This window comes from Roseiarcus sp. (genome assembly GCF_052145395.1).
In the GTDB taxonomy this organism is placed as follows: domain Bacteria; phylum Pseudomonadota; class Alphaproteobacteria; order Rhizobiales; family Beijerinckiaceae; genus Roseiarcus.
In genome coordinates, this window is sequence record NZ_JBKQOT010000054.1 from 1 (window position 1) to 2,616 (window position 2,616).

Consider the following 2,616-nt stretch of genomic DNA (forward strand, 5'->3'; position numbering starts at 1 on the left):
CGCGCGAACGTCCGGCGAGCTCGGCCTTCAACTGCGCTTCGATCTTGCCCGCGTGCTCGTAAGAAAGCGCGCTGTGCCGGCTGGCGTGGCGTGGATCTTCGTGCCGTCCAGCGCCACCGTGCCCGTGTTCAGCACGCCCATCTCGCGCGCCAGCAGCAGCACCTGAACGAACAGCGCCTCGATCTCTTTCAGAACCCGCCGCCGGAACGCCGCGATGGTGTCGTGGTCGGATGATCGTTGGCGGCGATGAGGCGAAACGCCACGCTGTCATGGGTGGCCCGCTCGAGATTGCGACTCGAAAAAACGCCAGTCGCGTAGCCGTAGACCAGCAGTCCAAGCGGCATCGAGGGATGATACGCCGTCGAGCCGGAGCCCCGATAATCCCCGCTCATCGCCCGAAGATCGAGGCCGTCCATCACCTCCACGACGAAACGAGCCAGATGCCGCTCCGGCAAACCACTCGTCGACCGAAGGGGGAAGCAAAAAGCCGGTCTGCCCGTCAATCGTGCGGAAATTGCTCAGCAGCGCCCCACCCAGCCAAAGGCCGAATCAACGCATCGATTCTACCCAATCCCCAGGCATGCGTTAAGTCCGACAGACTGCTAGAACCCGAACACGAGAGCTACCTCCTCCGCGTCTTCCCGCGTAAGACCAGGGTGCCGCTTCATCGCCTGCGCAATCGCCTCCCTCGGCGCGGGCCGTTCGGACTCTCTGAAAGGCGGCGGCTCGCCGGAAGCGTTTTTCGCTCTTAGTAAAGCCTCCAGCCGCTCCTTGCTGCCCAGATTGAGCTTCCAATCCTTCGGGTCCACCATCGCTTCGTCGTGAGCCTGCTGCGCGTCCATGTTCGTCCTCTTTCCTCAGCGCCGCTTGGATGCGCCGCCAGGCAATGATTCAGGTCGACTTCGGGCCGCCGCGGATCCCCCTCGGTGGCCCGAAGCCGTCAGGTGGCGCCCCTGTGGAAAGGCGCTGCCCAACGTAAACGAGTGAGCCGGTGCAGATCCTCACCGGCCGAGTCGCCCCGCGCCTGCGTGGAAAACCGAAGCCGAGGCGCGCCCTTTCTTACTCATGCGGCCATCCGCGACCCGGATATCGCGCGGTTATAGGCGTCAAACGCGCGCTTTGCGCCGTCCGTTTGCGCGAACGTCGCAATGGACTCGAATGCGCGTCGCGGAGAGCGGAATCGCCCGAAAACATAACCCTCGTCACGCATCCATATAACTGCGCAGTTCTCGCTTTCGAAAACGTACGGGCAGCCGAACAGTTTGTTCATTTTCAGCCTCCACCGTGGCACCGCGCGAGCCAGACAAGGCGTCCCGACGCGCTTTGGATGGGATGCTAATGACCGAAGCCGCGAACGTCGGCGGCCGCGAGCATATGCAAGTCGTTCCCTCTGACCACCCAAACGCGCGACGGATTTCGCTCGAAATATTGCCGCAGGCGCCGTGCGTTGTCCGTGGTCGGATAGCGGCGGAATTGCTCGATTAGGCTTTGCATGGCGCGCCCACTCCCAGTGGATGCTTTTCGTCGGGAGAAATATAAACACTTGAGGTGGCCCGATGCGATTGTGCGCTCGGATGATTCCCCTGTCCGTTGGTGCAGTGCGCCAGTCTCTTGAGGTCATCGTGGAGTCTGTTCCAAATCCTACGCTAAGCATCGTCCATGAACCGTGCCGACGATTTTGGGCCGAAGACGAGTTTGGGAACGGGTTTCCGGACGGATTTTCGGCTGATTTCGACGCGTGAGAGCCTGAGTCCGCACCTTCACCTTCGCGGCGCGCCCAACCCTACCGGCTTGCCTATCGCTGCCGGCGTGAAGCCCCTCACGATCGAGCCCTACGCCGCGCCTTCAAGTTGCGGGGGAGGCTTGGAGCGAACGGCGGCATCGGGCGTGGTGGATTACAACATCAAGATCCGCATCAAGTCGGACGGTTCGGGCGTGGAGCTCGCCAACGTCAAGATGTCGATGAATCCATTCGACGAGATCGCCGTCGAGGAAGCGCTTCGCCAGAAGGCAAGGCGACGGAAGTCGTAATCGTGTCGATCGGGCCGGCGCAAGCGAGCGAGAAGCTGCGCACCGCGCTGGCGACGGGCGCCGACCGCGGCATTCTGGTCAAGACCGACGGGATCGTCGAGCCGCTCGCGGTTGCCAATGTCCTCAAAGGCGTGGTCGCCGAGGAAGAGCCGGGCCTCTTGATCATGGGCAAGCAGGCGATCGACGACGATTGCAACCAGACCGGCCAGATGCTTGCCGCGCTGACCGGGAGCTTGTTGCATGGAGGCCTGGAGTGACGCGTCGGCGCGTTGATGCGATATCCCTCAAGCGACGCGGACGAATTTTGCTTGCCCGAATTCGCGCATTCGGTTGAGCGATTTGACCGCGACGGCAATCTCGGTCGCAAGTTGGGCGTCCTGGCGTGAATGTAGCGCGTCGCCGACGACGCATTTGTAACGCCGGAGGCCTTCTGCCAATTCATCCGCCCGTGCTCCTCGACCCAAAGGATATGCCGATCGGGTTGGGTCGGTGCTGTTGACGCGCCAACGGCGGCGATCTCCGGCATGGTGTAGACGACCGAGGGAATGACCTCGTAATTCACATGGCCGTGCTGACCGGCGATGA

General features: G+C 62.4%; 1 protein-coding gene and 2 pseudogenes. 1 reads left to right on the forward strand and 2 read right to left on the reverse strand.

The features are described 5' to 3' along the window. Positions 1-522 (reverse strand): annotated as a pseudogene (locus ACLP25_RS01835) (transposase); the annotation flags it as partial. Positions 523-602: 80 nt separating this feature from the next. Further along, the gene (locus tag ACLP25_RS01840; RefSeq protein ID WP_442467544.1) at positions 603-842 is read right to left on the reverse strand and encodes a hypothetical protein; all 240 of its coding nucleotides are present in this window, start codon (positions 840-842) and stop codon (positions 603-605) included. A 1,021-nt stretch (positions 843-1,863) separates the two neighbouring features. Between ACLP25_RS01840 and ACLP25_RS01845 the strand changes: the two are divergent. Next, a pseudogene (locus ACLP25_RS01845) lies at positions 1,864-2,255 on the forward strand (electron transfer flavoprotein subunit beta/FixA family protein); the annotation flags it as partial. Positions 2,256-2,616 lie beyond the last annotated feature (361 nt).

What these genes read in the sequence shown, in the direction of transcription:
- ACLP25_RS01840 (WP_442467544.1), bottom strand. Translation starts at nt 842, where the DNA reads ATGGACGCGCAGCAGGCTCACGACGAAGCGATGGTGGACCCGAAGGAT.